27 protein-coding genes are annotated in these 25,955 nt (G+C 57.4%); 24 read left to right on the forward strand and 3 right to left on the reverse strand.

The genetic code is table 11. The annotated features are described in order from the left end of the window. Positions 1-3: 3 nt before the first annotated feature. The 3 genes from KIN_RS14215 to KIN_RS14225 form a co-directional block, all read right to left on the reverse strand. Entirely contained in the window at positions 4-3,285 is a 3,282-nt protein-coding gene (locus KIN_RS14215; protein ID WP_159808237.1) for a hypothetical protein, read from the reverse strand. 4 nt (positions 3,286-3,289) lie between these two features. After that, positions 3,290-4,498: a cyclophane-forming radical SAM/SPASM peptide maturase GrrM/OscB gene (gene grrM / locus KIN_RS14220; protein WP_159808239.1), complete on the reverse strand. Its 1,209-nt coding sequence runs from the start codon at positions 4,496-4,498 to the stop codon at positions 3,290-3,292. Between the two features lie 291 nt (positions 4,499-4,789). Beyond that, positions 4,790-6,193, reverse strand: coding sequence for a TrkH family potassium uptake protein (locus tag KIN_RS14225; RefSeq protein WP_159808241.1), 1,404 nt, complete (start codon positions 6,191-6,193; stop codon positions 4,790-4,792). A gap of 305 nt (positions 6,194-6,498) precedes the next feature. Here KIN_RS14225 and KIN_RS14230 point away from each other — a divergent pair, with 305 nt between their 5' ends. The 24 genes from KIN_RS14230 (at position 6,499) to KIN_RS14345 (ending at position 25,950) form a co-directional block, all read left to right on the forward strand. Then, positions 6,499-6,864, forward strand: coding sequence for an NADH-quinone oxidoreductase subunit A (locus KIN_RS14230; RefSeq protein WP_159808243.1), 366 nt, complete (start codon positions 6,499-6,501; stop codon positions 6,862-6,864). Then, positions 6,864-7,388 (forward strand): NuoB/complex I 20 kDa subunit family protein, encoded by a 525-nt coding sequence (locus KIN_RS14235; protein ID WP_159808904.1) that lies wholly within the window; start codon positions 6,864-6,866, stop codon positions 7,386-7,388. The genes KIN_RS14230 and KIN_RS14235 overlap by 1 nt, the downstream gene beginning before the upstream one ends. 25 nt (positions 7,389-7,413) lie before the next feature. Continuing rightward, a complete protein-coding gene (locus tag KIN_RS14240) occupies positions 7,414-8,031 on the forward strand; it encodes an NADH-quinone oxidoreductase subunit C (RefSeq protein WP_159808245.1) in 618 nt (205 codons plus the stop codon). Continuing rightward, positions 8,028-9,008: a sulfotransferase gene (locus KIN_RS14245; RefSeq protein ID WP_159808247.1), complete on the forward strand. Its 981-nt coding sequence runs from the start codon at positions 8,028-8,030 to the stop codon at positions 9,006-9,008. Before KIN_RS14240 ends, KIN_RS14245 begins: the two co-directional genes overlap by 4 nt. Then, entirely contained in the window at positions 9,008-10,219 is a 1,212-nt protein-coding gene (locus KIN_RS14250) for an NADH-quinone oxidoreductase subunit D (RefSeq protein ID WP_159808906.1), read from the forward strand. The genes KIN_RS14245 and KIN_RS14250 overlap by 1 nt, the downstream gene beginning before the upstream one ends. 262 nt (positions 10,220-10,481) lie before the next feature. After that, positions 10,482-11,735: an NADH-quinone oxidoreductase subunit E gene (locus KIN_RS14255; RefSeq protein ID WP_159808249.1), complete on the forward strand. Its 1,254-nt coding sequence runs from the start codon at positions 10,482-10,484 to the stop codon at positions 11,733-11,735. A gap of 28 nt (positions 11,736-11,763) precedes the next feature. Next, positions 11,764-12,702: a helix-hairpin-helix domain-containing protein gene (locus KIN_RS14260; protein WP_159808251.1), complete on the forward strand. Its 939-nt coding sequence runs from the start codon at positions 11,764-11,766 to the stop codon at positions 12,700-12,702. Positions 12,703-12,720: 18 nt separating this feature from the next. Continuing rightward, positions 12,721-12,939: a DUF5337 domain-containing protein gene (locus KIN_RS14265; RefSeq protein WP_159808253.1), complete on the forward strand. Its 219-nt coding sequence runs from the start codon at positions 12,721-12,723 to the stop codon at positions 12,937-12,939. Between the two features lie 12 nt (positions 12,940-12,951). Next, positions 12,952-14,238: an NADH-quinone oxidoreductase subunit NuoF gene (gene nuoF, locus KIN_RS14270; protein ID WP_159808255.1), complete on the forward strand. Its 1,287-nt coding sequence runs from the start codon at positions 12,952-12,954 to the stop codon at positions 14,236-14,238. After that, positions 14,235-14,720 carry an EF-hand domain-containing protein gene (locus KIN_RS14275; protein ID WP_159808257.1) on the forward strand — a complete coding sequence of 162 codons (486 nt, stop codon included), beginning with the start codon at positions 14,235-14,237 and terminating at the stop codon, positions 14,718-14,720. Before nuoF ends, KIN_RS14275 begins: the two co-directional genes overlap by 4 nt. A 67-nt stretch (positions 14,721-14,787) precedes the next feature. Then, positions 14,788-15,138: a hypothetical protein gene (locus KIN_RS14280; RefSeq protein ID WP_159808259.1), complete on the forward strand. Its 351-nt coding sequence runs from the start codon at positions 14,788-14,790 to the stop codon at positions 15,136-15,138. Positions 15,139-15,240: 102 nt separating this feature from the next. After that, the gene (locus KIN_RS14285; RefSeq protein WP_159808261.1) at positions 15,241-15,645 is read left to right on the forward strand and encodes a DUF5333 domain-containing protein; all 405 of its coding nucleotides are present in this window, start codon (positions 15,241-15,243) and stop codon (positions 15,643-15,645) included. A 1-nt stretch (position 15,646) separates the two neighbouring features. Continuing rightward, positions 15,647-15,952 carry a pentapeptide repeat-containing protein gene (locus tag KIN_RS14290; protein ID WP_159808263.1) on the forward strand — a complete coding sequence of 102 codons (306 nt, stop codon included), beginning with the start codon at positions 15,647-15,649 and terminating at the stop codon, positions 15,950-15,952. A gap of 106 nt (positions 15,953-16,058) precedes the next feature. Continuing rightward, positions 16,059-18,074: an NADH-quinone oxidoreductase subunit NuoG gene (nuoG, locus tag KIN_RS14295; protein ID WP_159808265.1), complete on the forward strand. Its 2,016-nt coding sequence runs from the start codon at positions 16,059-16,061 to the stop codon at positions 18,072-18,074. Between the two features lie 7 nt (positions 18,075-18,081). Beyond that, positions 18,082-18,588: a YNQ4 family lipoprotein gene (locus tag KIN_RS14300; RefSeq protein ID WP_159808267.1), complete on the forward strand. Its 507-nt coding sequence runs from the start codon at positions 18,082-18,084 to the stop codon at positions 18,586-18,588. Beyond that, positions 18,581-19,618: an NADH-quinone oxidoreductase subunit NuoH gene (nuoH, locus tag KIN_RS14305; protein WP_159808269.1), complete on the forward strand. Its 1,038-nt coding sequence runs from the start codon at positions 18,581-18,583 to the stop codon at positions 19,616-19,618. Before KIN_RS14300 ends, nuoH begins: the two co-directional genes overlap by 8 nt. A 79-nt stretch (positions 19,619-19,697) precedes the next feature. Then, the gene (locus KIN_RS14310; protein ID WP_159808271.1) at positions 19,698-20,390 is read left to right on the forward strand and encodes a class I SAM-dependent methyltransferase; all 693 of its coding nucleotides are present in this window, start codon (positions 19,698-19,700) and stop codon (positions 20,388-20,390) included. After that, positions 20,387-20,878 (forward strand): NADH-quinone oxidoreductase subunit NuoI, encoded by a 492-nt coding sequence (nuoI, locus tag KIN_RS14315; protein ID WP_159808273.1) that lies wholly within the window; start codon positions 20,387-20,389, stop codon positions 20,876-20,878. The genes KIN_RS14310 and nuoI overlap by 4 nt, the downstream gene beginning before the upstream one ends. Continuing rightward, positions 20,875-21,282: a carboxymuconolactone decarboxylase family protein gene (locus KIN_RS14320; protein WP_159808275.1), complete on the forward strand. Its 408-nt coding sequence runs from the start codon at positions 20,875-20,877 to the stop codon at positions 21,280-21,282. The genes nuoI and KIN_RS14320 overlap by 4 nt, the downstream gene beginning before the upstream one ends. Beyond that, positions 21,282-21,896 carry an NADH-quinone oxidoreductase subunit J gene (locus KIN_RS14325; RefSeq protein ID WP_159808277.1) on the forward strand — a complete coding sequence of 205 codons (615 nt, stop codon included), beginning with the start codon at positions 21,282-21,284 and terminating at the stop codon, positions 21,894-21,896. Before KIN_RS14320 ends, KIN_RS14325 begins: the two co-directional genes overlap by 1 nt. Further along, positions 21,893-21,982, forward strand: coding sequence for an LPXTG cell wall anchor domain-containing protein (locus KIN_RS14330; RefSeq protein ID WP_159808279.1), 90 nt, complete (start codon positions 21,893-21,895; stop codon positions 21,980-21,982). Before KIN_RS14325 ends, KIN_RS14330 begins: the two co-directional genes overlap by 4 nt. Before the next feature lie 18 nt (positions 21,983-22,000). Then, positions 22,001-22,306, forward strand: a complete 306-nt coding sequence (gene nuoK, locus KIN_RS14335; protein WP_159808281.1) for an NADH-quinone oxidoreductase subunit NuoK — start codon at positions 22,001-22,003, stop codon at positions 22,304-22,306. Positions 22,307-22,312: 6 nt separating this feature from the next. Continuing rightward, on the forward strand, positions 22,313-24,409 hold the full coding sequence (nuoL, locus tag KIN_RS14340) for an NADH-quinone oxidoreductase subunit L (RefSeq protein WP_159808283.1): 2,097 nt from the start codon (positions 22,313-22,315) through the stop codon (positions 24,407-24,409). Continuing rightward, entirely contained in the window at positions 24,409-25,950 is a 1,542-nt protein-coding gene (locus KIN_RS14345) for an NADH-quinone oxidoreductase subunit M (protein ID WP_159808285.1), read from the forward strand. Before nuoL ends, KIN_RS14345 begins: the two co-directional genes overlap by 1 nt. Positions 25,951-25,955 lie beyond the last annotated feature (5 nt).

A 25,955-nucleotide genomic window follows, 5' to 3' on the forward strand; every position in this document is an offset into this window, starting at 1 on the left:
GGGCTACTTGTTCTGGGCGACCATCTGCTCCAATTCATCTTCGGTAAGCTTCGCCCAGCACGGCATCTCTGCCTGCCCATTGCGTACGAAACTGGGCCGAAAGGCCTCCACCGTGATCTCAAGAGGGCTGGTCACGCCCTCGCTCGTCCAAACCTCGGTCCGGCGGCTTTCTTCGTAAACATCATCAAGCGGCCGATTTCCGTTCGGCTCCGCCTCGGTTGTGCGCAGCGCTTTTCCGCCCGGTTGATCGGTGTCGAAAACGAGTAGCCGTTCCCGCGTAATCCGATAGAGCGCGCGCTCCGCCGTGCTGGTGGGCGCGACGCACTCAAAGGTTGCGATGATGCCCTGCATGTCAGGAAGAACTTCAATCCGGTCGTGCCATTGATTGCCGATCCGCACGCGCGGGTTCTTCCACAGGCGCTTGCCGGTCAGCCGGACACTCGCAGATCGCCCGGATTGAATAACCGTCATATCCCGCTCGCTGACATCGAGATACGGCGCGCGAATGATGAAGAAACCCAGCTTCTGCAGGACGTCCTGACCATCGCCGGGCAGGGGGATCGGGAAACGGTGCAATGACCTGTCGGCGCGGGACCGTGCCCTCTGTCTGTCGATCAGCTCCAGCCCTGTGCGCGTTTGACGATCAACAACGGTGTTTTCGCAGAAGTCGGCGGTTCGAGTATTTTCACGGAGCGCCGCTGGCCTCAGCCAGCAGGTTTTGATCGTGGCCTCTGCGGTTGGCCACCAACTGGGCAGAGAAACGATAGCCGACAGCGGAACACTCATAGAGATATGCCGCTTGGGTTCTCTGCGGCTCGGCTGGCGCGGCACGACGATCCAGGAGATATTCGTCGCGATGTGTCGCTGTTTCGCGCCCACCCGGGCTATGTCATCCAGCGACAGGCTCGCCAGATTTTGCCCGATCCATGGCACAGGCTCGACACTCGCCAAACCGTTTGAAACCGCAGGATCAAGGCAGCTTTCATCTGATACCTCCTTGGCGAGGGGTGAGGTCATCATGACACCGCAGAAGATGTTGCGGCGCCACGCGGCCATGCCAGCCGGTGCGCCGTCCCAAAACTCGGATGTTTCATCGAAGAAATCCGCAGCAAACCCATTTTCGCTTTCAAGCGGCTGAAACTGTTCGAGGATCCAGAAGAACGCGCTGCCGCATTCCTCAATGTCTTCCTCGCCTTCTGTCTCGCCCCAATCTCCGATGCCGAAGACATGGTCGCTGTGTTCGCGGGTTGCGGCAAAATTCTCTGTCCGCATGCGACCCGCGATGCCCGGAACAAGATCGGCAAGCATCGTCCAGCCATCGCGATCAGAGCGGAAGCTGCGGGCCCGTTCTCCGGTGCGTGGCCAGACCGTGTAGCTGCGTGCTGTCGAAAAGCAGGACAGTTCCAGAAACAGGCGCAGGGCCTCTTCCCGACCGATCTCGCGAATTCGGTCAAGATTGTAAGCGTCGCCCGTCTTCGGGTGCTCTCTGGTTTCGGCATATTCCATCAATGTATAGACACTGACCTGACAACTGCTGATCTCGCAGCTTTCAATCTCGAACTTGAAATAGTGAGACAGAGGTCGTGTGCGCACGACGCTGTCAACGCGCGTATCCTCCAACTCTGCCTTCACCAGATAGGACACACCTACATTGCCGATCTCGACGGTCGAGCCAGGGCGCATTAGCCGTTCGAACCGTTCGGTATCCTTCAAAGCGGAAACGGCCATGCGGGTCTGTGCGCAAAACGGGCTGGTAATATCGGGCACGTTCGGATCGCGTAGAGCAATCAAGCTCGATACCAGCTGACGAGCATCCCCGGCGTTCATTCTCGCGCACAGGATAAATCCCGGATCGCGCGCTTTGAGAAGCTCAATTGCCCCAAGGATGCGAAGTTTCGCGCGCGGCAGGCTAAGTTGCAAATCTGTCGGGCAGGGGTAGACAATGTTTCGCCTGTGCAAAACCTCGAGCAAGCGTGCTTCCAATAGCGTTTCTAGTTGATCACTAGGGGGTTTCGAACCTTTCACCCAAGTCGCATTTACCGTGTTGTTCGTGCCGGGCGGCGTGTCCGGACCATCTGCGTCGATCTCCTGCGGGATGGGCAATGGCTCGCCTTGCCTCGTTATCTGCCCCGGGCCGTACTTGTTGTAGCCAGCAAGGACGCTTGCGTAGGTTGAACTTGATTGGTTGAAAACACTCGGTGCGAGGTCGAAAAGGCTATGAGGTTGACCACACTGTGAAAGCAATTTTTGTGCTGCAATACGTCCGAATGTCGATGGATTGGACTGACCTGCAGGGAAAAGTTTTTCGCCCATTCCGCTCCAGGGGGCTGTACCAGTGACAAGAGCTTCTGCGAAATCATAGGCTTCACGTTCCACACGTACGCTGTCCTGTTGTAACGCCGCTGCCAGTAAGTCTGACTGCTGTTGGGATGGAAATACCATAAGCGCTTTGTCCAAAGCGCTGTCCAGAATGTATGCGGGTCTTTCCTGAAACGCGTATCGCCCATCGTTCAAAAAGACGGAGCTACGGTCGGACTGAAGCGTTTCGACCGTACGTTCGAGTTCCTTGCGAACCTCGACCAACAGGCTGCCATAGTACTGAAAAATCTTCTCAGGATCGCTGGGCTGTTCAATCGTGATCGTCGCCGCGGCGATCGCATCGCTCATGTTACGAGCAGGACTTACAGTCATGCGAAAATTCAGCCTCTGCAGCGTGTTGGAGCCGATGTCATGGGCATCGTCCAGAATGGCCTCATAACGGCTCTGGGTCAGCATCTCGCGGTAGTATTGCGCCGCTTGAAAAACCGCGAGGGGCTGCGGTTCGACCAGGCCCTGCAGTTCGGTGATATCCACGGTTGGAAGCGTGTCGGAGGCATCTGCCTTTTCCGCACCTTCCTGAACCAGTTCCAGAAACTTCTGGCTGAGTTGCAGGGCATCGGCCTGCGCGAACTTCTTGTCTTCCAGCAGCTTGTCGACCTGTTCGAGCTGCTTCTCGATCCACGCGCTGTCCTTCAGGCGCTGGTTCACCAATCGTTCCCGCGTAAACACCTGCGGGGAATCGACCATGATCATCCCTTCGCTTTCGGTGCTGTACCAGATCCCAGCATCGCGCCTGACGCTGTCTAGAGTTTGCAGTGTACGTGCCGGAGGAAAGGCCCAGACGGCCAGCCCCAATGCCACAAGAAGACCAGCGCCCGTTCCGGTCGCCGTCGCCACGCTGCCAACTGACTTCTTGACCATAGTGCCCGACGCGCTGCGCAACCATCTGAAAAAACCTTTGAACATGCACTCACTCTCCTACCGGCGCGGTTGCTTCAATCCGGGACAACAGCGCGTCAAAACTCGTCTTGATACTCAGGCGGCAATGGGCGGTTTCGGCGACATCGAACCGTCCGTGCTCACCCAATTTGTTGGCGGGTGCCCCACCGCCGCATAGATCAAAATGGGCGCAACTCTTTTGACAGGCCGTGATGCCTGCAGAAATCTGGCGCAGCGTTCTCAGAAACTGACTATCGAAATAGATTTGCCCCAGATCGCGAAGGCCATGGACGTTACCAAAACTGAACCCACCGTGGTCGGGGGCAGGCGTGCCCAAAAGCTCGGGCGAGAATGTCGATATCTCACCTCCAACCACGACCGAGATAATTGCGCCCGCAGTGTTTTCCTGATTGCGACGAGGCGTCCGGTCGGGGCGTGTTTTCAAAACCTGCATCAACTGATCTAGTTCGCGCAGACGCGGGGGATTTTGGTGCGTTTCAACTCGATCCACAAACCGGATCAGGAAATCGCTGTATTGGCTTACTGTAATCTTCCCAAGAAGGCTGGAACTTGTGTTGATGCCTTCGATCTCTTCAACATTCAGGCCGATCGAGTAAGCCCCTGTGGCGACAAGAGCATCCGCAATTTCCTCAGGGTGGGCGAGCGAGGCCGCACTGACAACGGCGATGATATGAAACGGGATGTTTTCGAACCTCAGCCGCGCGATGCCGTCCATCGCTTTGTCGTAGGTGCCCTGTCCGCCACGTCCGACACGCCATTGGTCATTGAGAAAGGCGGGCCCATCAAGACTGACACCCACGGAAACGCCCGGCTTGCGGAAATAGGTGATCCAATTGTTGTCGATCAGGGTTGCATTGGTCTGAAAGGACTGGCGCTTGATCTTGCGGCCAGATGCGGCCTCCAGTTGCGCGATGGCGTCAGCGTACCAGTCCGGGGGCAACACCAAAGGTTCCCCCGCGTGCCAGACGACGGTGCTGTCCTCGCGAAAGAAGGGGCTGGCCACGATGCTGCGACCCACCGCAGTCAGCGTCTCGGGTGTCATCTGCGCCTTCAGGGACCGGTCCGGCAGATAGCAGTATGTGCAATTGAGGTTGCAGAAAGGGGTGGGCTGAAGAACAAGAAGTTGGATGTCGGCCAGACCGGGCATCGGTCTGCGACCTACCAGTTTGGCCAGTTTCGCCAATTCGACCAGTTGTTCCAATTGCTCCAGTTTCGCCACTGCGCCAACGGTCCCGGTACTTCTTTTGGGGTCACACCAGTCGCCGATCGAGCGGCGTCAAGCCTTTCGGTCAAGGACGCCTTTTCCGTGCGAAGAGTGTCGGAGTTGGGGGTGGACGCTTGAGTAGACCCGCCGAGGACGACGGTCACGCTGGTCAGGGCAAAAGCCGCGATACGAATACCAAACCGGTACATAATGAACCTCAAAAAACACAAAGAAACAGTAGGCAACAATATGCCACCGTTAGCACAAAATTAGGAACAATGCAATTTTTTGCCGACCGCATGTGGATCACATGATCAGTTGGTTATCCTCTTCCTCCTCCCGCGTTTCGTCATGCGCGGCCAGCGCTATGCCAAAGGTCAGAATACCGACGCGGCCGGCGGTCATTAAAGCGATCACGACCAGTTTGCCCAGATCGCTCAGATCGCCGGTGATCCCCATGCTCAGACCGACCGTGCCCATGGCCGAGATTGCCTCGAACATGATAACCTCGAAGGCCGCGCCGGGTTCGGTCAGCAAGAGACAGAACATCGCGACCATCAGGAGACCGCAGTAGTAGGTCAGCAAGGCAGTCGCGGTCTGAAGTTTGTCGAGCGGCACCTGACGTTTGAAAAATCGCACCCGCTCGCGTCCCTTCAAGGTCGAGCGCACCAACCCGATCAGGGCGGCGAAGGACGTCGTCTTGATGCCACCGCCCGTTCCGGCAGGGGACGCACCGATGACCATGAGAAAGAAGATCACCATCAGCACCGCCGGAATGACCTCACCAATCGGGTAGGTGTTGAACCCCACCGTGGTCGTCGCGGTCATCGTTTGGAAGAAAGCCACCATCAACCGCTCACTGTTTGGCAGCGCAGCGATACCCGGTTCGGCGATGAACATCACCAATGTGCCAAACAAAAGGAACAGCGCCGTGATGCGAAAGATCACCTTGCTTGTGAAGCCCAGATGCCGCGAACGGCCCAGCATCGTGCGCCACGTGTCAACGATGATCAGGAAACCCATGGCACCCAGCAGGGATAAGGCCGAGATCACGATATTCACGCCAAAATTGCCGGAGAAGCTCTCGAATGAATTGCTGTTGAGGCTAAAGCCTGCCGTACAAAAGGCTGAAATTGAATGGAAAATCGCGCTCCACATCGCGTTGTCTACGCCGGCCTCGACGAACATCGGGTAGAGCGCAGCGGCGCCGACGATCTCACACCCGAAAGTGAAAACGATCACGGAGCGCAGGAACATCGCAGGTGAGATATCGTTCGGCAGGTTGAACGCGGCCTTGACCGTTTTTTCCCGCATCCGGCCCAATTTTTGCTGCAGCGCCAGTACCGCGAAAGAGCCGATCGTCATGTACCCCAGACCGCCGATCTGGATCAGGATGATGATGACCAGTTCGCCGAAAAAGGTGAAGGATGTCCCCGGATCGACCGACACGAGTCCGGTGGTCGACACGGCGGAGGTCGAAATGAACAGGCTGTCTAGTGCGGCCACCGGCACCTCCTGCGCCCATGGGAGCGCCAGAAAGAACCAGCCAATCAACATGTAAGACAAGTACCCAAACAACAGGAGTCTCGCCGGATGAACCCGGATCAGCGAAGCGCGGCAGGAGGCGAGAAACCGGATGGCGCTGGAATACTTGTGATCTGGTGGTGGACCCTCGTCGGGATCCTCTGGCGTCTGGGTGGTATCAGTCACACATGACCTCACATAGTGTGGACCCCCGAATACATCCGGGACGGCCTAAACACGGAAGAACACAAAAACTAGATCGTTTGTTCCGCGCGCACAGTGTCTCATTTTTCCTGTGACCCGGATGCCGACCGGGCAAACGCCTGCGACAGATCGCCTGATCCCTGATACAAAGGGCAGTTATCCCGAAAATCCCCCTAAATAAGATGCATGTGGTCGTTGCCGTTGGTTGACCGTATCAGAGGGCAGGCGTAAACATCGCGCAACCTGATGCCGCAAACCGGGAGGCGGCCCGAACGAAGGAGACGGACGTGGAAGATCTTCTGCGCGACTACCTGCCCATTTTGATATTTCTGGGCTTGGCCATAGGGCTAGGGCTGGTTCTGATTTTAGCGGCCGCTGTGGTTGCCGTGCAGAACCCCGATCCGGAGAAAGTGTCGGCCTATGAGTGCGGCTTCAACGCATTTGACGACGCCCGGATGAAGTTCGACGTGCGGTTCTATCTTGTCTCGATCCTGTTCATCATTTTTGACCTTGAGGTCGCGTTTCTCTTCCCGTGGGCCGTGGCATTCAAGGACGTGGGCATGTTGGGCTTCTGGTCGATGATGGTGTTCCTCGCCGTCCTGACCATCGGCTTCGCCTACGAATGGAAAAAAGGAGCGCTCGAATGGGAGTGATGGCAGGCGCCAACACCGCCAGTGTCGACAAAGAAGTTGCCACGCAGGCCCTGAACAAGGAATTGCAGGACAAGGGTTTTCTTGTCACCTCAACCGAAGACATCATCAATTGGGCGCGCACCGGATCGCTGCACTGGATGACATTCGGCTTGGCCTGTTGCGCGGTGGAGATGATGCACACCTCCATGCCGCGCTATGATCTGGAACGGTTTGGAACGGCACCGCGGGCCTCTCCTCGCCAATCCGACCTGATGATCGTGGCTGGCACACTGACCAACAAGATGGCACCCGCCTTGCGCAAGGTCTATGATCAGATGCCAGAGCCGCGCTATGTGATCTCGATGGGGTCCTGCGCCAACGGGGGCGGATATTACCACTACAGCTATTCGGTGGTGCGAGGCTGCGACCGGATCGTGCCGGTTGACCTCTACGTGCCGGGCTGTCCGCCGACGGCAGAGGCGTTGTTGTATGGCATCCTGCAGCTTCAACGCAAAATCCGCCGCACGGGAACCATCGTCAGATGAGCCGTGCGTGTGAAGGAGGTCTGATATGACCGAAGCCCTCGAAGAACTGGCTGCCCATATCGAAGTGAAGCGACCCGATTGCGTGCTGTCGACTGAGATCCTCCACGAGGAACTTACTGTCAACATTGCGCCCGCCTCGCTTCTAGCATTCACCGAATTTCTCAAGACAGACCGGAACTGCCGGTTTTCCACGCTGATCGACATCACAGCCGTTGACAATCCAACCCGCGACAAACGGTTCGACGTGGTTTACCACTACTTGTCGATGTATCAGAACCATCGGATCCGCGTGAAGCTGGCCATCCGGGAAGAGGACACTGTGCCCTCCATTACCGAGGTTTATCCGGCAGCCAACTGGTTCGAGCGTGAGATTTTCGATATGTTCGGCATTCTCTTTTCTGGTCATCCGGATCTGCGCCGCATCCTCACCGACTACGGCTTTCGCGGCTATCCACTGCGCAAGGACTTTCCCACCACCGGCTACGTCGAGGTGCGCTACGATGAAGAGCAAAAGCGCGTGGTTTATGAGCCGGTAAAACTGGTTCAGGAATATCGTCAGTTCGATTTCATGAGCCCTTGGGAGGGCGCGAACTACATTCTGCCAGGCGATGAAAAAGGTGAAGAGAAGGACGCGGCGAAATGATCGCAGCGCCCCCGGAAAATTCTGCCCCGCGCACAGGCGTCCCGCTTGTACCGGGCAGCAGGTATCCGGGGCTTCGGAAGTTTTTCATCTGTATTGGCGCCCAGAAGGCGGGGACAACCTGGCTGCATGAAATGCTCAGCCGTCATCCGGACTGTCATCTGCCGCCCGTCAAGGAAGTACGGTTCTGGGACGCGCGGATTGATCGCGATGACCGCTTTGCATTCAAAGTCGCTGATCGGCTGCAGGATGCGGCGCGCGGACGCCTTTACCGGGCCGTGACGCGTCACCCTCGTGATCTTCCGGCAGCTGTCAGGCGGTTTCGCCATGTCAGGGCGTTTGACCGGATGCTCAAGTCAGCTGGTACCCCGTCTGGTCCAGCGACCTATGGTGATTTCGTGATGATGGGATATCGTGGACAGCCTGTGGCAGGGGAACTGACCCCGAACTACTCGCTTCTCGACACCGAGGATTTCCGTCAGATGGCCGAGGTTCATCACGGGAATTGTTTCCTGTTTATCATGCGGGACCCGGTCGCCCGGCTTTGGTCCGGTGTTCTCCACAAATTCCGGAAAAGACTGAAGGCTGGCACGGTGTCCGATGCAGAGGTCTTTGACCGCCTTGAGTTTGAGATCGCCGATCCTCAAGCCGTTAACGCGATGCGGTCCCGCTACGACAGGACGATTGGCGCGTTGGAGGCCGCAGTGCCGCAACAGCGGATCCTCTACCTGTTCTATGAGACACTCTTTTCCGATCAGGCCCTTCGCAAAATCACCGACTTTCTTGGAATTGAGACTGTTTCGGCTGATCCGGCGTACCACGTGAATGTCAGCCGCAGGCCGGGGCTCAAACCTTCCGCAGATCAGGCGAGGCGGGCAAAAGCCGCGCTCGCGCCGGTCTATGAATTTGTGCACCAAAGGTTCGGGGCCGATGTGCCACCGACTTGGGGACACGCCTTTACACACGGAGAACGCGCATGATGGACGGCTCCAAATTCGACGATGCCCTGACGGGCGAGCAGAAGATCCGCAACTTCAACATCAACTTCGGGCCCCAGCACCCGGCGGCCCACGGGGTCTTGCGGTTGGTGTTGGAGCTGGATGGCGAGATTGTGGAACGTTGTGACCCACATATCGGGCTTTTGCACCGCGGCACCGAAAAGCTCATGGAAAGCCGGACATATCTGCAGAACCTGCCGTACTTTGACCGGCTCGATTACGTGAGCCCGATGAACCAGGAACACGCCTGGTGTTTGGCCATTGAAAAGCTGACCAAGACCGAGGTGCCGCGCCGGGCTTCCCTGATCCGGGTGCTCTATTCCGAGATCGGGCGCGTTCTGAACCACCTTTTGAACGTCACCACGCAGGCGATGGACGTAGGTGCGTTGACGCCGCCGCTTTGGGGCTTCGAAGAACGCGAAAAGTTGATGGTGTTCTACGAACGCGCCTGTGGTGCACGGCTCCACGCGGCCTATTTCCGGCCCGGTGGTGTCCATCAGGATCTGCCCGATGATTTGCTGAACGACATCGAAGCATGGTGTGAGACTTTCCCGAACGTCATGGACGATATTGATGGGCTGTTGAGCGACAATCGCATCTTCAAACAGCGCAACGCCGATATCGGTATCATCACCGAGGACGAGGCACTGGAATGGGGCTTTTCTGGTGTTATGGTGCGCGGGTCTGGCATGGCGTGGGATCTGCGTCGCTCGCAGCCGTATGAATGCTACGACGAGTTCGATTTCCAAATCCCCGTCGGCAAAAACGGCGACTGTTTCGACCGTTATCTTGTGCGTATGGAAGAGATGCGCCAATCCGTGTCCATCATCAAACAGGCAATCGCAAAGCTGCGCGAGTGTCCCGGCGATATCATGGCGCGCGGCAAGATGACCCCACCCACACGCGGCGAGATGAAGACCTCGATGGAGGCATTAATCCACCACTTCAAGCTTTACACTGAAGGCTTCCACGTGCCCGCGGGCGAGGTCTACGCGGCGGTCGAAGCGCCTAAGGGCGAATTCGGTGTGTACCTTGTGGCGGATGGCACCAATAAACCTTACCGCGCCAAGCTGCGTGCGCCCGGGTTCCTGCACCTGCAAGCCATGGACTATATGTGCAAAGGCCACCAACTGGCGGACGTCAGCGCAATCATCGGCACGATGGACGTCGTGTTCGGGGAGATTGACAGGTGAGCAGCTTCGGATCTTTGGAGTGTGTCAGTCAGGGGCGGGTTTCGGCAGCCGCTGTGGTTCAGCTCCGAAAAGTAACATTCGCGGATCGCAAACGGCCCGATACGAATTGCCTGTTTGACGACGATGACCGCGAGATATGCTTGGTCAACGCTTGTTACAGGGGGACTGATCTTACTGAAGATCATGCGCAAATCCGTTTGATTTGCAAAACCTCTTTCGATCAATTGGAAACCTTCAATCAGATGAAGGATGTAAATTAAGAATGCTTCGCCGTCTCCACGCTGAACAGCCCGAAACCTTTGCCTTCACCCCTGACAACCAAAAATGGGCCGAAGCGCAGATCAAGAAGTATCCCGAGGGGCGTCAGGCCTCTGCGATCATTCCGCTTTTGTGGCGCGCTCAGGAGCAGGAGGGATGGCTTTCCCGTCCGGCAATTGAGGCCGTGGCTGCGATGCTCGACCTTGCCTATATCCGCGCGCTGGAAGTGGCGACATTCTATTTCATGTTCCAACTGCAGCCTGTGGGTAGTGTGGCCCATATTCAGGTGTGTGGCACGACATCTTGCATGATCTGCGGCGCAGAAGATCTGGTCGCTGTCTGCAAGGAAAAAATCGCAGCGAACCCCCATCAGATTTCGGACGATGGCAAGTTCAGCTGGGAAGAGGTTGAGTGTCTGGGGGCTTGCGCAAACGCACCGATGGCCCAGATCGGCAAGGATTATTACGAAGACCTGACCGCCGACAGCATGGGCGATCTGATCGACCGCATGGCGAAGGGTGAGGTTCCAACACCGGGATCGCAAACCGGTCGTTATGCGGCTGAACCCGCAAGTGGGCTGACGTCGCTCAAGGATCACGAAGCGAACAAGATGGCGGCCAATGCCTCTGTCGCGTTGGCCACCGAAATTGGTGACACGATCAAGCGTATCGACGGCACCGAAGTACCGCTTGTCGCACCTTGGATCCGGCCGGACGGCACCGTTTCGAAGAAAAAAGAAACGAAAGCGAAGGCCGAGGCACGGGCCGTTCCCCTCTCCGAAGATGAGGTTAAGGATAAGCAGGCCGCGCGGCCAACTGATGCAGACGCGGGCAACGGAACGGGACGGCGTGCGCAGAATCAGGCCGTGACGTCAAATTCGGACGCGACCAATAAGGGCGTTCCGGATGAGGTCATCGAAGCGCCGGATCCCGCACGCGCAAAGACCAAGGCTCCGGCGGTCGAAGGACCGGGTGAAAAGCCCGAATTGCTGAGCGCGGCCCGCGATGGTGGTCCCGATGATCTTAAGCAAGTAAAGGGCGTCGGACCCAAGCTGGAAACGCTGTTGCATGAGCTGGGCGTTTACCACTTTGACCAGATTGCAAGCTGGTCCGATCAGGAGGTTGCGTGGGTCGATCAGAACCTCGAAGGCTTCAAAGGGCGCGTCTCGCGCGATGAATGGGTGAAACAGGCGAAAATCCTTGCTAAGGGTGGGACTACGGAATTTTCAAGCCGCGTCGAAAAAGGCGGTGTCTACTAGGACCACATAGAAATAGGGGGACTTATCCATGAACCAGAACTCCGGAGGATTGACCTGCGTTATCGGTTGTTGGCTGATTGCTGCACTTGGGGGTGCGCTCGTCGCAGCGTTGTTGATGGTTTTGGCCGGTTTCAGCTTTGTTGCCGCAGTGGCGTTGGGCGGCATGGCCTTCGTGATCGCCGGATTGTTCCTGAGTATCGTGTTCTGCAAGGGCCTTCCCGGGCCAAACCAAGTTGAGGTCACGTCGCCCGTTGAAGACGCGACGCGGACCAGCCCAAAGCCGGTGCCAGCAGGGGCAGGGGAAAAAGGCGTTGTGTCATCCGCTGAGTTAGCCCTTGGGACATCAAGCGTACCTGCGGCAGATGTTCCAAAAGCCGATCCCCCGAAGGCGGACCCGCCGAAAGCGGATCCTGCGCCTGAGCCTGTCGAAAAGCCCGCTCCGGCAGCTGCGAAGAACGGTGCCGACGCGCGGGTGGCCGCGGCGCCCGCGTCAAGCGACATCAAGCCATCGGCGAAGCTCGCCGGTGAAGAGGAATTGGCCGAGCGCAAGGGCGAATGGAAATACGAAGGCGAGGCAGTATCAGCTAAGGCAAAAGCTCCGGCCAAGGCCAAGCCTGCAGCCGAGAAAAAGTCCGCCCCCAAGAAAGCGCCCGAAGCGGACAGCGCGGATGTCGGGACCAAACCGGAACTTCTGAGCGCACCGCGAGATGGCGGCGCCGACGATCTCAAGCAGATCAAGGGTGTCGGTCCGCAGCTGGAAACCATGCTGAACGATATGGGCATCTACCACTTCGATCAGGTGGGTAGTTGGTCTCAGGACGAAGCCGACTGGGTCGATGCAAACATGCCAAAGTTCAAAGGTCGCGTGGCCCGCGACAATTGGGTAGACCAGGCGCAAAAACTGGCGGCCGGTGAAGAAACAGAGTTTTCGAAGAAGGTTAAGAAAGGCGGTGTCTACGACGCGTAGGCATGGGTAAGCATCCCTATGGCATCAGATAAAGAGGATCAGCAGGCACGGGCCGGACGTCGTGTCGCGTTGTTTCTGGCCGGTGTGGGTGTTTTCTGGATCATAGCGATCTGGGCCGGAGAAGCACTGAACCTGTCGCACCGGATGCGGGCGCTTTTTGACCTTTTCGCTCTGGCCGGATTTGGCTGGGGCCTATGGATGGTATTTGATCTCTGGCGCAATCGTCAGGGCCAATGAGGAACGCAGAAGATGCTCGCTGATAAGGACCGGATTTTCACGAATCTGTATGGAATGCACGACCGCTCGCTGAAGGGGGCGAAGGCGCGGGGCCACTGGGACGGCACCGCTGACCTGATCAAGCGGGGCCGTGACCAAATCGTTGAGGAAATGAAAGCCTCCGGCCTGCGCGGCCGCGGCGGGGCAGGGTTCCCGACGGGTTTGAAATGGTCTTTCATGCCAAAAGAGAGTGACGGGCGTCCGTCCTATCTGGTGGTGAATGCCGACGAGTCCGAGCCTGGCACCTGCAAAGACCGGGAGATCATGTGCCATGATCCCCACACGCTGATCGAGGGTTGCCTGATCGCCTCCTTCGCGATGAACGCAAACGCGTGCTATATCTACATCCGCGGTGAGTATATTCGCGAGAAAGAGGTGCTGCAAAACGCCATCGACGAATGCTACGAGGATGGTCTTCTGGGTCCGAATGCCGCAAAGTCTGGCTGGGATTTCGACCTCTATCTTGTTCATGGCGCGGGCGCTTATATCTGCGGCGAGGAAACCGCTCTTCTGGAAAGCCTGGAAGGCAAGAAGGGCATGCCCCGCATGAAGCCACCGTTTCCGGCGGGCGCAGGTCTTTACGGATGCCCGACGACGGTGAACAACGTTGAGTCCATCGCGGTCGTGCCGACGATCTTGCGGCGCGGGGGGGACTGGTTCTCGTCCTTCGGTCGGCCGAACAATGCGGGCACCAAGCTGTTTGCGATCTCGGGTCATGTGAACAACCCGTGCGTCGTAGAAGAAGCAATGAGCATCAGCTTTGAAGAATTGATCGACAAGCATTGTGGCGGCATCCGCGGCGGGTGGGATAATCTGAAAGCGGTGATCCCCGGCGGATCCTCCGTTCCGTGTTTGCCCGGAAAGATCATGAAGGAAGACGCGATCATGGATTTCGACTGGCTGCGCGAGCAGCGGTCGGGCCTCGGCACAGCGGCGGTGATCGTCATGGACCAGTCCACGGACATCATCAAAGCGATCTGGCGTCTTTCGAAATTCTACAAGCACGAAAGCTGTGGCCAGTGCACGCCATGCCGGGAAGGCACGGGCTGGATGATGCGCGTTATGGACCGGTTGGTGAAAGGCGAGGCAGATCCTGCCGAAATCGACATGCTTCTGGATGTGACAAAGCAGGTTGAGGGTCACACTATTTGCGCGCTTGGCGACGCTGCGGCATGGCCGATCCAAGGCCTGATCCGACATTTCCGCGACGAGATCGAAGACAGGATCAAACACAAACGCATGCCGGTGGCTGCAGAATGAGCGTGCGTCTGATAACAACCGTCCTCACGCTGATCCTACCCGCCTCGGGTGCTGTCGCGCAGATGGAAACCCACAGCGCAGGCCGCGCCTTAGCAGAGCAGTTCGCCAGCGGTATTGATGTGAACTCGGACGGCACCATCACGTTCGAGGAATTGAATAATGCGACGGATGAAGCCTTTGCATCAGTAGACACTGACGGTGACGGATCCGCGACCTTCGCGGAGATGCGGGATTGGAAGTACGGCTTCGGGGAATTGGCAACTTTCCAAGGCCGGGATGCCCGCTTCACGACCTCCATTGCCATCGTGTTCGACATATTTGACCGGGACAATGACGGCCTTGTGACGCTTGAGGAACATCAAACCGGGATCGTCAACTCATCTCAATATGCCGACACGGACGAGGACGGTGTGTTGACCTTCGAAGAGTATTACGAAGGCTTCATTTATAACATCGCGATGCGCAACGTTTTTGTGGAGTAACAGCGCCGCAGCCTGACTTGGCAGCCTAGGTGTTTCATGAAATACCTGCAGGCGGAATTGCGGTCTCATGGGGTATGTCGTGCGGGTTTTTCTGATTTTATGCCTGGTTTTCTCGGTGGCCTCCTGTGGGCTTTTCAACCGCAACCCGGGGCGCAATGCCGAAACCGAAAATATCATTCCTTTCCGGGCCAAATTGTCGACGGGGCAGGATGATCGTGAGTTTTTCGTAAACGTCCAGAATGAGGGCGAGGGTGTGGATGCCGTTCGCGAAAGTGTTCGCTTCGAGGCCACGAAGTATTGCCTGTTTGCCTACGGTGCGTCCGATGCGGACTGGCAGATTGATCCTGCGACAAACGACTGGGCGTTCACGCAGGAAAGCCGGGGGCTTACCTTCCGCGGGCGGTGTACGGCGCGGTAAAAAACCGGCCAAAACCTATGCGATGGGGTGAAAATCATGCCCATCCACCCTAGTTTATCTTCTGATATTGAATAACACGGCATGCGTTCGGAAAGTGGGGGCATGAAACTCTTTGCAATGATTCTGGCGGCCGCACTGGTCGCCTCCACGGCAAGTGCAGACGCCCGCACGCGGCTGCAGGATGACGCCACCATCGACAACGGTTTGAAGATCGTTGCCATCGGCAAGATGCTGACTGACAAATGCAGCGCGATTGAGCCGCGCCGGATCAAGGCATTCGGGTTTGCATTGTCCTTGCAGCAGCGGGCCAAGGGACTGGGCTATTCGGACGCAGAGATAGATGCCTATCTCGACAACGATACCGAGAAAAAGCGCATCAAATCAGCGGCGCGCGCCTATCTGAGAGCGCGTGGCGCGGATTTTAAGAAGCCCGAGACCTTCTGTGCTGTTGGCAAGGCTGAAATCTCGAACGAAACTAAGGTGGGTCAGTATTTGAGAGCGGATTGATATGGCGAAGATCAAGGACACCCGGGACACGCTTGAAGTGGTGCGCGCGGTCATCGCAAATGCCCGGTTTGAAGACGTGAACATGTCGAACACAGCGTTTCATGATGTAAACCTGTCCTCCGGCAATGTTACTGCCAGCAATATGTCGAACCTCCATATCGAAGATGTAAATCTGTCAAATACCAGGCTGCGCAACGTCAATATGGCTGGGGTTTCCATCGACGACGCCAATCTTGCTGGAATGACAATCAACGGTGTGAAGGTCACTGACCTGCTGGAGGCCTACGAGGCGTCGAAAGCGACCTAAGGGCACCTGAAAGCCGGACTTTTTGCCGCTTTTTGCGCAATTGGGTTTTGGCCCCGCGCAACTTGATGTAGCACATCCCCAACGCGTTGCGGATGTGGAGATTCAAATGGCTGACCTGCGCAAAATCGTCATCGACGACACGGAAATCGAAGTCGATCCGCGCCTGACATTGATTCAGGCGTGTGAGGAAGCTGGCATCGAAATCCCGCGGTTTTGCTACCATGAACGCCTGACGATTGCTGGTAACTGTCGCATGTGTCTGGTCGAGGTCGTGGGCGGCCCGCCCAAACCAGCCGCCTCCTGTGCGATGCAGGTCAAGGATTTGCGCCCCGGTCCCGAGGGCCAGCCGCCGGTGATTAAGACGAACTCTCCTATGGTCAAGAAAGCCCGTGAAGGGGTGATGGAATTCCTGCTGATCAACCATCCGCTGGATTGCCCGATTTGCGACCAAGGCGGTGAATGCGATCTGCAGGATCAGGCGATGGCCTATGGCGTTGATTTTTCGCGCTATCGCGAACCCAAACGCGCCGTGACCGATCTGGATTTGGGTCCACTCGTCGAAACCCACATGACGCGCTGTATTTCCTGCACTCGTTGTGTGCGCTTCACGACCGAGGTCGCGGGCATCACACAGATGGGGCAGACCGGCCGCGGCGAAGATGCCGAGATTACCACCTATCTGGGCCAAACTCTGGGTTCTAACCTGCAAGGCAATATTATCGATCTTTGTCCTGTGGGTGCACTGGTCTCAAAACCCTATGCCTTCACGGCCCGGCCATGGGAGTTGACCAAGACCGAAAGCATCGATGTGATGGACGCGCTCGGCTCTAATATTCGGGTAGATACCAAAGGTCGCGAAGTGATGCGGTTCCTGCCGCGTAACCATGACGGCGTGAACGAGGAATGGATTTCCGATAAGACCCGGTTTGTCTGGGACGGCCTGCGCCGCCAGCGGCTGGACACGCCCTACATTCGTGAAAACGGCAAATTGCGCAAAGCCGGTTGGGACGAGGCCTTGAAAGCAACTGCTGCCGCGATGAAAGGTAAGAAACTTGCCGGTCTTGTGGGCGATCTGGCGTCAGCTGAGGCGGCGTTTGCGCTGAAGCAGCTGATCGAAGGACAGGGCGGTGGCGTGGAGTGTCGAACCGATGGCGCGAAGTTGCCTGCGGACAACCGTTCCGCATACGTCGGAAATGCCACCATCGAGGAAATCGATGATGCCGAGATGATCCTGTTGATCGGTACCAACCCCCGCGTCGAGGCTCCAGTTCTGAACGCCCGTATTCGCAAGGCATGGCTAAAGGGCGCAAAAGTGGCCCTGATCGGTGAGCCGCAGGATTTAAGCTACGATTACATCCATCTTGGCACGGATCGGGCTGCGCTGGCAAAGTTGGCCGAGGCCGATCACAGCGACAAACACGGCACCCCCGGTGTCATGATCGTGGGTCAAGGTGCGCTGACCGAGGCTGACGGCGCCGCCGTTCTGGGCACCGCGAGGGCCGCGGCCGCGGCCGCGCAGTCAAAATTCATGGTGCTTCACACCGCCGCAGGACGCGTTGGCGCGCTGGACGCCGGGTGTACGACCGAGCACGGAATGGACGCCGTCGCCGAGGCCGAGGTGATTTACAATCTGGGTGCGGACGAGATCGACATCGCCGAGGGGCCCTTCGTGATTTATCAAGGCTCCCATGGGGACCGAGGCGCGCACCGCGCCGACATCATCCTGCCGGGCGCCGCCTATACCGAGGAGCAGGGTCTCTTCGTGAACACCGAAGGCCGCCCTCAGCTCGCCTTGCGCGCCAGTTTCCCGCCGGGTGAGGCCAAGGAAAACTGGGCGATCCTGCGGGCGCTGTCATCTGAAATGGACGCTACGCTGCCTTTCGACAGCATGGCAGAACTGCGCAACGCGCTCATCGCACAAGCCCCTCATCTCGCGCAGATCGACGAGGTCGTGGACAACGAATGGACGCCAGTGCCAGCGGGCAAACTGGGCAATGCAGATTTCCGCAACGCGATCACCGATTTCTACCTGACCAATCCGATTGCAAGGGCGTGTCCGTTGATGGGTGAGTTGAGCGCCAACGCGAAAGTGCGTCAGGCCGAACCGATCGCGGCGGAGTAACCACCCCATGCGCGGGTGGGTTTTGTCATGCACGGCGGCGATGGTGTGTGCCTGCACCTCGCCTGCCGAGGTCTGCGTAAAGGACTGCGATCTCATCCCCCCGCCAGAACCGGCGCAATACAGCTTCCTTGGAGCATCGCAGATCGCCGCTGATCTTGTTGAGATCAGGATCGCCGTGGCACCCCCGGTGACCCGCGAATACATCAATGACTACAGCAGTTGCGTGGCTGCGGACTACGCCCTTGATTTAGGTGGGGGATATGCGCGTCATGTCCGCACAAACCTGCTAAAAGAGGGTGGTGTTTGGCGCGCAGATGCGATTTACACCATCTCGGTAGAACTGCCGCCGGGATTGAAGACGATAGTCGCCGAAGATCGTGTAAAAGAGTGCCGGGATCAGGCGATCCCGTTGCCTTCCGACACCGATGATACCGTTGTCCCGGTGCGGTCTTCCGCAGACGAAAGCCAGTTCGCAGGCGCGATACAAGCAGGTCAAGAGGTGACTGATGGGTGAATTTCTGACAACGGGACCGGGGATCGCGTTGATCATTGTCGCGCAATGTCTGGCCGTGATCGCCTTTGTGATGATCAGCCTGCTGTTTCTGGTCTATGGCGACCGCAAGATCTGGGCCGCCGTGCAGATGCGTCGCGGCCCGAACGTGGTCGGTGTCTTTGGGCTGCTGCAGACCGTCGCGGACGCACTGAAATACGTTGTCAAAGAGATCGTGATTCCCGCTGGGGCCGACAAGACGGTGTTTATGCTGGCGCCGCTGGTGGCGTTCGTGCTGGCGATGATTTCCTGGGCTGTGATCCCCTTTTCCGACACATGGGTTCTAGCGGATATCAACGTGGCAATTCTCTATATCTTCGCCATTGGCTCGCTTGAGGTTTACGGCGTGATCATGGGGGGCTGGGCCTCGAATTCGAAGTACCCGTTTTTGGGGTCGCTCCGCTCCGCCGCGCAGATGATCTCTTACGAGGTCTCCATCGGCTTGATCATCATTGGGGTCGTCTTATCCACAGGGTCGCTGAATTTTGGCGACATCGTGCGGGCGCAGGACGGCGATCTGGGGCTCTTTAACTGGTATTGGTTGCCCCACCTTCCGATGGTGTTCCTCTTCTTTATAAGCGCGTTGGCCGAAACCAACCGCCCTCCTTTTGATTTGCCGGAGGCGGAGTCGGAACTGGTCGCTGGCTATCAGGTGGAATACTCTTCCACTCCGTTCCTGCTCTTCATGGCAGGTGAGTACATCGCAATCTTCCTGATGTGCGCACTGATCACATTGCTGTTCTTTGGCGGTTGGCTGTCGCCGTTCCCGTTCCTGCCGGACGGACCGCTCTGGATGGTTGGTAAGATGGCAGTGTTCTTCTTCCTCTTTGCGATGGTGAAAGCCATCGTGCCGCGCTACCGCTACGACCAATTGATGCGTCTGGGCTGGAAAGTGTTCCTGCCGTTTTCGCTGGCATGGGTCGTGATCGTGGCTTTTCTCGCAAAATTCGAAGTGTTTGGGGGCTTCTGGGCCCGTTGGGCTGTAGGGGTGTGAGCGCATGGGGGTGGACTGCACACTCTTCCAACAGCTCGTGGAGCTTTCCACCCGGTTCCAGCCGGAGGGCAGGTCCCTCATGCTAGGTCGTCAGAGTTTTCGGATTGAGCGTCAGTTTGCGCGTCGCTACGACGCGGCTTTGCGCCGAGCGGGACTTGAAAAACGACGGTTTGGCCTTGTCCAGGATGATGGGTTCTCGGAAAAGCTTTTCGCAGAACTTGGTTTGGGTGAAATCGAGACGATGGACTATGCGAGCTTCGAAGGTCCGTCGATCGAACAAGATTTGAACCAGCCAGTGCCAGAGAGCCTGTACAATCAGTTTGGTTTCATTTTCGACGGCGGAACGATCGAACATGTCTTCAACGTTCCGCAGGCGTTAGAAAACGTATTTCATATGCTCAAACCCGGCGGAAGGTTCGTGTCCGCCAACGGAATGAACGGATGGGTTGGCCACGGGATGTACCAATTCTCGCCTGAGCTTGTCTGGACATTCTGGAAGAGGAAATGCCACGCCAACGTCCACATGTGCGCGGGGATCCACAAAATTCCGGGTCGCGCAGATCCGTTGAATTTTCCGGATGCCGCAGAAACCGGGCGCAGGCTGAAGTTGAAGGGTAAGATACCAACAGGCCGCATGTACCTGTACTACGAAGTCGAAAAAACTGACGAAACACTTTCGAGTGGTTCTGTTCTTCAAAGCGATTACGAACGCTTTTGGGACACAGCCGCGCAAGACACTCCCAAGGCTGAAGGCAAAGGGGTAAGCATATGACCGTATCAATTGGACGTCGCGCGAAATATTTTCTGCTCTTGGATATCTTCAAGGGCTTCCAATTGGGGTTCAAATACTTCTTTGCCCCGAAGGCGACGGTAAACTACCCGCATGAAAAGGGACCACTCAGCCCGCGGTTTCGGGGCGAGCATGCCTTGCGCCGCTATCCCAACGGGGAAGAGCGTTGCATCGCTTGCAAACTGTGCGAGGCCATTTGCCCGGCGCAGGCCATCACGATTGACGCAGAACCGCGTGCAGACGGCTCCCGCCGAACAACGCGCTACGATATCGACATGACCAAATGCATCTATTGCGGTTTCTGTCAGGAGGCCTGTCCCGTAGACGCCATCGTCGAAGGTCCGAACTTCGAATTCGCGACTGAAACCCGCGAAGAGCTTTACTATGACAAGGAAAAGCTGCTGGAAAACGGCGAGCGTTGGGAAGCCGAGATTGCCCGCAACCTCGAATTGGATGCACCCTACAGATGAGCGATCCAGCCAACCCGTTCGACGCCATGATGCGCATGGGGCAGGACATGGCGAAGGCCATGAACCCTGCGCTAGAGGCGTTCACGCCCAAAGGCTTTGAGGCGATGGTGCCCACCATGCCCGCCGAGTTCATGGAGCAGTTTCTGGGAAAGACGTTCAATCCCGAGGGGCTGGACGCCAAGACGCGCCTTCTGTTGACCCTAACTGGGTTGACCATCACTGGTGCTCAGGCTGAAGCACAGATCCGCATCACCGTGCGTCATCTGATAGAGGCCGGCGCGACGAAACAGGAAATTGCCGAGACCATCGCGCAGGCCGCGATGTTTGGTGGCGTGCCAGCCATGTCAAAGGCTATGGAGCTTGCGACCGAAGTGTTGGACGCGCCAAGTGAGGGGGACGACTGATGGGCTTTGCGGACTTCGCATTTTACATGTTTTCCACAGTGGTCGTGGTCTCTGGCCTTTTGGTGGTCGTTTCGAAAAATCCCGTGCATTCCGTGCTTTGGCTGATAGCGGCGTTTCTAAGTTCTGCCGGGCTGTTCGTTCTGCTTGGCGCCGAATTTGTCGCGATGCTGCTCATTATCGTCTACGTGGGCGCTGTGGCCGTCCTGTTCTTGTTCGTTGTTATGATGCTTGACGTTGATTTCGCCGAATTGCGCGGGGAATTGGCCAAGTTCGTGCCGCTCGCGGGCCTGATCGGTGTTGTTCTGCTTATGGAGCTGGCGCTCGTGTTCGGCGCGTGGCAATCCACGGAAAACGTGGCGGATCTACGCGACGCAGTCACGCCGGCGCTGGAAGACACTCAGAACACCGCGGCTCTGGGACAGCTGATTTACACCAAATATATCTATCTCTTTCAGGCCTCGGGCCTGATCCTGCTGGTCGCCATGATCGGCGCCATCGTTCTGACCCTGCGCCACCGCGAGGACATCAAACGTCAGGACATCCTCAGCCAGATTTATCGCGACCCGGCCGAGCAGATGGAGTTGAAAGACGTGAAACCGGGGCAGGGGCTGTGACGGATGGAGACTTCATCGCAATCATGGTGGCGATTGCCATCTCGGTGCTTGCAGCCTTTGGCTTTTTCACGCGCAAGAAGAAGTAGGCTCTGGGGGACAGTGCAATGATCGGACTTGAACACTATCTCACGGTCGCTGCGGCGCTGTTTGTGATCGGTATATTTGGTATATTCGTGAACCGGAAGAATGTGATCGTCATTCTCATGTCGATCGAATTGATGCTTTTGGCGGTCAATATCAATTTTGTCGCATTCTCCAGCTTTCTCAACGATTTGGCGGGGCAGGTCTTCACCCTGTTCGTCCTGACCGTTGCGGCGGCGGAGGCGGCCATCGGGCTGGCCATTCTGGTCTGTTTCTTCCGGAACCGCGGCACCATCGCCGTGGAAGACGTCAATGTGATGAAGGGCTAAGTCACAATGGAAAGCATTATCCTCTTTGCCCCGCTCATTGGCGCGCTCATCTGCGGATTTGGGTGGAAACTGATTGGCGAACAGGCCGCCTGCGTCATCGCAACCTCCGGTTTGTTCCTGTCGGCCATTCTCAGCTGGATCGTGTTCCTGACGTTTGACGGTGCCACTGAACAGATCGAGATCATGCGCTGGATTCAATCGGGCACGCTCGACACAAGCTGGGCCATCCGCATGGATCGTCTGACCGCGATTATGCTGATCGTCATCACCACAGTCTCCAGCCTCGTGCATCTCTACAGCTTCGGCTACATGGCCCATGACGAGAACTTCCGCGAAGGGGAGGTCTATAAGCCCCGTTTCTTTGCGTATCTCAGCTTCTTCACCTTCACGATGTTGATGCTGGTAACAGCGGACAACCTTGTTCAGATGTTCTTCGGGTGGGAAGGGGTTGGTGTCGCATCCTACCTTCTGATCGGTTTTTACTACCGAAAACCATCGGCGAACGCTGCAGCCATCAAGGCTTTCGTGGTCAACCGTGTCGGGGATTTCGGCTTCCTTCTGGGCATCTTCGCGCTGTTCTTCCTCGTAGACTCGATCAACCTGTCCGACATATTTGCAGCCGCACCAGAGATTGCCGAGACGCAAATGACGTTTCTGTGGCGCGAGTGGAACGCGGCGGAGGTTGTGGCCTTCCTGCTCTTCATCGGGGCAATGGGGAAATCGGCTCAGTTGATCCTACACACATGGCTGCCCGACGCGATGGAAGGTCCGACGCCTGTATCCGCGCTGATCCACGCGGCGACCATGGTGACGGCGGGCGTCTTCCTTGTCTGCCGCATGTCCCCGATCATGGAATTTGCACCCTACGCGACGGGGTTCATCGTATTCCTAGGCGCTGCGACCGCCTTTTTCGCGGCCACCGTCGGGCTGGTCCAGAACGACATCAAACGCGTGATCGCCTATTCGACCTGCTCCCAACTGGGATATATGTTCGTAGCGGCGGGTGTGGGCGTCTATTCGGTGGCCATGTTCCACCTGCTGACCCACGCATTCTTCAAGGCGATGCTCTTTCTTGGCGCGGGCTCGGTCATTCACGCGATGCATCACGAGCAGGATATGCGCAATTATGGCGGTCTGCGCAAAAAGATCCCCTACACCTTCTGGGCCATGATGATCGGCACGCTGGCCATCACAGGCGTCGGCATCCCGCTTCTTTACCTTGGGTTCCCGGTCGGCTTCGCGGGCTTTGTGTCCAAAGATGCGATTATCGAAAGCGCGTATGCTGCGACGCCGATGGGCTTTGCGTTTTGGGCGCTGGTGATCTCGGCGCTGTTCACCAGCTTTTATTCCTGGCGACTGATGTTCCTGACGTTCTACGGCACCCCACGGGGCGACAAGCACACGCATGAGCATGCTCATGAAAGCCCCAGGACGATGCTGGCGCCGCTGGCTGTGCTTGCCGTGGGTGCGGTATTCTCGGGGATGGTATTCTACAAGCCGTTCTTCGGATCCTTCGAGAGCGTGGAGAAATTCTTTGGCATCTCGGGCGAGAATTACGCCCTGATGGAACCACTTGGTGCAGCCTACGCTGCCGGGGCCGCCGAGGGCGAAGGTGGCGACGATCACGGCAGTCGCGTCATCGGGGCGCCCGGTGATGGCGCGATCTTCATGGCCGAAAGCAACACGGTGCTCGATGATGCCCACCACGTTCCGACGTGGGTAAAGCTGTCGCCATTCATTGCGATGGTGATCGGGTTTGCCACCGCGTGGCTGTTCTACATCCGCAATCCATCCCTGCCGGGTAAACTGGCCGAGAACCAAAGGCCGCTCTACCAGTTCCTGCTGAACAAATGGTATTTTGATGAGCTTTACGACGCAGTTTTCGTGCGTCCCGCCCGCTGGCTTGGCAGCTTCCTGTGGAAACGCGGTGATGGCAACGTAATTGACGGCGGTATCAATGGATTGGCCATGGGGATCATTCCGTTCTTCACCCGTCTGGCCGGTCGGGCGCAATCGGGCTTCATGTTCCACTATGCCTTTGCGATGGTTCTGGGGATTGTCTTGTTGATCACATGGTTCGCGATTGGCGGAGGTGCTGAATAATGGAAAGCCTTCTGTCCATCATCACCTTCATGCCGTTGGTTGCGGCGCTCATTCTGGCGCTGTTTCTGCGGGGCGATGATGAAGCTGCACAGCGCAATGCCAAATGGCTGGCGCTTATTGCGACCTCGGCCACGTTCCTTGTGTCGATCTTCCTTTACACCGGCTTCGATCCGGCCAACACCGGCTTCCAGTTCGTGGAAGAGCGGGACTGGCTTCTGGGTCTGAAATACAAGATGGGCGTTGACGGAATAAGTGTCCTGTTTGTGCTTCTGACAACGTTCCTGATGCCGCTTGTGATTGCGTCCTGCTGGGACGTCACCCACCGCGTCAAAGATTACATGATCGCGTTTCTGGTGCTTGAGACGTTGATGATTGGGGTGTTTTGCGCCCTCGATATGGTCCTGTTCTACCTGTTCTTCGAGGCTGGTCTGATCCCGATGTTCCTGATCATCGGCATCTGGGGCGGGAAGGAGCGGATCTACGCCAGCTTCAAGTTTTTCCTCTATACGCTGCTGGGGTCCGTCCTGATGCTGGTCGCCATGCTTGCGATGTATATCGACGCGGGCACTACCGATATCCCAACGCTTCTGGATCATAACTTCGGGTCCGAAACGATGAGCGTGCTGGGCTTCCAAGTGATCGGCGGGATGCAAACGCTTATGTGGCTTGCTTTCTTTGCGAGCTTCGCCGTGAAGATGCCGATGTGGCCCGTCCACACATGGCTGCCCGATGCGCACGTTCAGGCGCCCACGGGGGGCTCTGTCGTGCTGGCGGCGATCCTGTTGAAAATGGGCGGCTACGGCTTCCTGCGGTTCAGCTTGCCCATGTTCCCGGTTGCTTCCGACCTTCTGGGGCCGTTCATCCTGTGGCTGAGCGTGATCGCCATCGTCTACACCTCGCTGGTGGCTCTGGCGCAGCAGGACATGAAGAAGCTGATCGCGTACTCCTCCGTTGCGCATATGGGGTACGTGACGATGGGGATCTTCACGGTGAACCAGCAGGGCATCGATGGGGCGATTTTCCAGATGATCAGTCATGGTTTCATCTCGGGAGCACTCTTCCTGTGTGTTGGCGTGATCTATGACCGAATGCACACACGCGACATCGATGCTTATGGCGGCCTCGTGAACCGGATGCCGGCATACGCGCTGATTTTCATGCTGTTTACTATGGCCAATGTAGGACTTCCGGGGACCTCCGGGTTTGTCGGGGAATTTCTGACGCTCATGGGCGTGTTTCAAGTCAACACTTGGGTGGCGCTGGTTGCGACAAGCGGTGTGATCCTGTCTGCCGCCTATGCGCTTTGGCTCTACCGCCGTGTGGTTTTGGGCGACCTGATCAAAGAAAGCCTGAAGTCGATTACCGACATGAGCCGCCGGGAGCGGGCGATTTTCGCACCGCTGGTGGTCATGACCCTGCTTCTGGGCGTGTATCCCTCGCTGATCACCGACATGATCGGACCCAGCGTGGGCGCACTGATTGCAAATTACGACACCGCGCTGCTGGACAGTGGCGCTGCGACGGCTGTGGCCGGGAACTGAGGGCG

The organism is Litoreibacter roseus, assembly GCF_009811795.1.
GTDB lineage: Bacteria > Pseudomonadota > Alphaproteobacteria > Rhodobacterales > Rhodobacteraceae > Litoreibacter > Litoreibacter roseus.

What these genes read in the sequence shown, in the direction of transcription:
- nuoF (WP_159808255.1), top strand. Translation starts at nt 12,952, where the DNA reads ATGCTCGCTGATAAGGACCGGATTTTCACGAATCTGTATGGAATGCAC.
- KIN_RS14320 (WP_159808275.1), top strand. Translation starts at nt 20,875, where the DNA reads ATGAGCGATCCAGCCAACCCGTTCGACGCCATGATGCGCATGGGGCAG.
- KIN_RS14280 (WP_159808259.1), top strand. Translation starts at nt 14,788, where the DNA reads ATGGGGTATGTCGTGCGGGTTTTTCTGATTTTATGCCTGGTTTTCTCG.
- nuoI (WP_159808273.1), top strand. Translation starts at nt 20,387, where the DNA reads ATGACCGTATCAATTGGACGTCGCGCGAAATATTTTCTGCTCTTGGAT.
- KIN_RS14255 (WP_159808249.1), top strand. Translation starts at nt 10,482, where the DNA reads ATGCTTCGCCGTCTCCACGCTGAACAGCCCGAAACCTTTGCCTTCACC.
- nuoK (WP_159808281.1), top strand. Translation starts at nt 22,001, where the DNA reads ATGATCGGACTTGAACACTATCTCACGGTCGCTGCGGCGCTGTTTGTG.
- KIN_RS14245 (WP_159808247.1), top strand. Translation starts at nt 8,028, where the DNA reads ATGATCGCAGCGCCCCCGGAAAATTCTGCCCCGCGCACAGGCGTCCCG.
- KIN_RS14235 (WP_159808904.1), top strand. Translation starts at nt 6,864, where the DNA reads ATGGCAGGCGCCAACACCGCCAGTGTCGACAAAGAAGTTGCCACGCAG.
- nuoL (WP_159808283.1), top strand. Translation starts at nt 22,313, where the DNA reads ATGGAAAGCATTATCCTCTTTGCCCCGCTCATTGGCGCGCTCATCTGC.
- KIN_RS14290 (WP_159808263.1), top strand. Translation starts at nt 15,647, where the DNA reads ATGGCGAAGATCAAGGACACCCGGGACACGCTTGAAGTGGTGCGCGCG.
- KIN_RS14275 (WP_159808257.1), top strand. Translation starts at nt 14,235, where the DNA reads ATGAGCGTGCGTCTGATAACAACCGTCCTCACGCTGATCCTACCCGCC.
- KIN_RS14215 (WP_159808237.1), bottom strand. Translation starts at nt 3,285, where the DNA reads ATGTTCAAAGGTTTTTTCAGATGGTTGCGCAGCGCGTCGGGCACTATG.
- KIN_RS14310 (WP_159808271.1), top strand. Translation starts at nt 19,698, where the DNA reads ATGCTAGGTCGTCAGAGTTTTCGGATTGAGCGTCAGTTTGCGCGTCGC.
- KIN_RS14265 (WP_159808253.1), top strand. Translation starts at nt 12,721, where the DNA reads ATGGCATCAGATAAAGAGGATCAGCAGGCACGGGCCGGACGTCGTGTC.
- nuoH (WP_159808269.1), top strand. Translation starts at nt 18,581, where the DNA reads ATGGGTGAATTTCTGACAACGGGACCGGGGATCGCGTTGATCATTGTC.
- KIN_RS14260 (WP_159808251.1), top strand. Translation starts at nt 11,764, where the DNA reads ATGAACCAGAACTCCGGAGGATTGACCTGCGTTATCGGTTGTTGGCTG.
- nuoG (WP_159808265.1), top strand. Translation starts at nt 16,059, where the DNA reads ATGGCTGACCTGCGCAAAATCGTCATCGACGACACGGAAATCGAAGTC.
- KIN_RS14285 (WP_159808261.1), top strand. Translation starts at nt 15,241, where the DNA reads ATGAAACTCTTTGCAATGATTCTGGCGGCCGCACTGGTCGCCTCCACG.
- KIN_RS14325 (WP_159808277.1), top strand. Translation starts at nt 21,282, where the DNA reads ATGGGCTTTGCGGACTTCGCATTTTACATGTTTTCCACAGTGGTCGTG.
- KIN_RS14250 (WP_159808906.1), top strand. Translation starts at nt 9,008, where the DNA reads ATGGACGGCTCCAAATTCGACGATGCCCTGACGGGCGAGCAGAAGATC.
- KIN_RS14345 (WP_159808285.1), top strand. Translation starts at nt 24,409, where the DNA reads ATGGAAAGCCTTCTGTCCATCATCACCTTCATGCCGTTGGTTGCGGCG.
- KIN_RS14240 (WP_159808245.1), top strand. Translation starts at nt 7,414, where the DNA reads ATGACCGAAGCCCTCGAAGAACTGGCTGCCCATATCGAAGTGAAGCGA.
- KIN_RS14300 (WP_159808267.1), top strand. Translation starts at nt 18,082, where the DNA reads ATGCGCGGGTGGGTTTTGTCATGCACGGCGGCGATGGTGTGTGCCTGC.